This is a genomic window from Okeania sp. SIO2C9, from assembly GCF_010672455.1.
GTDB lineage: Bacteria > Cyanobacteriota > Cyanobacteriia > Cyanobacteriales > Microcoleaceae > Okeania.
In genome coordinates, this window is sequence record NZ_JAAHGO010000254.1 from 1 (window position 1) to 1,260 (window position 1,260).

Genomic DNA, 1,260 nt, shown 5'->3' on the forward strand with positions numbered 1-1,260 from the left:
GGAGACCATGGTCTGTTCCTTTAGATTTTAGATTTGATTTTGACCAAGAAGTGTTGCACTCATCTTGGTCAAAATCAAATCTAAAATCTAAAGGAACAGACCATGGTCTCCCTCCACACAAGGCAGAGTTAGGATTATGGTGGCAATCCCATGGTGAAATCCAATTTAAGTCAGCAGTAAAACTATAATTGTTAGGGTTGATTATCGGCGGTATAACCACGTCTGGAATCGCATTTTGTACACGCTCAACAGCATTCTCAAGAAGACTTGAGGCTCTTTCTTTGAGTTTCCTTAATCTAGGCATAGTCAAACCACTGTTTTTCTTCTTTGCCAGTGCGAGAAATTACTCCATAACTTATTTTTCGTAAACGCAGATATCGTGATTCTAGGACTTCTCTATCAGTTTTACCAACAAGAAGATAAGGAGGTTTGAAGTCTTCAGGGTCATTTTCAAATGCTACATCTGAATAACCTTGATAACGATAATAAAGCATGGCTCATACAAAAACGTTAAGGGCGCTTTGGATAAGATGGATTTCTTCGGTAACTGAGCCAGAAATGGTGATTTTGTCTGAGGGTTGAGGTAAACCATAGCCCACGTCAACCATTTGCACTGCCAGTTGACTCTGACCCCCAATTTCCTCAGCTAAATTACTAGTTAAAACATCTAACACATCATGTAATCTGTAGGGATAACCCTCGCTGTTAATCAAAGCAATCTTTCCTCTCTCAACCCAAATATTTCCGTCGTTAGAACTAATTATCCTCAGTTCAAAGCGAGGGGAATTCCACTCATACTCTAAAGCCGTCTTTTGTTGCTCGGCTCTTGTTGCCAGTACAGAAAAATCAGGGATAGTTACAGCTGTCAAGGAGGTAATTTCTGAGTAGACTTTAAGATTTTTGAGAAAAGCGTTAAGGACAGCTTTAACGTTTTGTTCTCCTGGGGCATAATATTCGACTAAATCAGGAATGTGGTTGGAGTACAGTAAGTTGATGTCATTGTTTCGGTCAGGAATTGTGAAATTAATTGAGTGGACGTGTTGGAAAGTTTGAACTCGAATAGCCATAGAGGTCTCTAGATTAATGTCGGCTTTACTTCTCCAACCATTATTTCTCTTTACTGCCTGAGCCAAAAAATTCTTACTGTGGGCAGAATGAGTTTTCAGTAAGAGCAATGGTTTCCAGCCTCTTAGTGGTCTAGGAAAGGCTTTTACCAGAACTTTTGAAAAGCTTGTACTTCGACTCTCAACAAAAGATATA

Annotated in this window: 3 protein-coding genes; all 3 read right to left on the reverse strand. The window is 39.5% G+C overall.

From position 1 onward, the window contains the following. Positions 1-304 (reverse strand): hypothetical protein (locus F6K23_RS40775; protein WP_293166945.1); only part of this gene is annotated, 304 nt, incomplete at its 3' end. After that, entirely contained in the window at positions 297-494 is a 198-nt protein-coding gene (locus F6K23_RS40780) for a hypothetical protein (RefSeq protein ID WP_293166946.1), read from the reverse strand. The genes F6K23_RS40780 and F6K23_RS40775, both read right to left, overlap by 8 nt. A gap of 3 nt (positions 495-497) precedes the next feature. Further along, positions 498-1,260 (reverse strand): hypothetical protein (locus F6K23_RS40785; RefSeq protein WP_293166947.1); only part of this gene is annotated, 763 nt, incomplete at its 5' end.

Coding starts and splice junctions, on each gene's coding strand:
- F6K23_RS40780 (WP_293166946.1), bottom strand. CDS start 494: ATGCTTTATTATCGTTATCAAGGTTATTCAGATGTAGCATTTGAAAAT.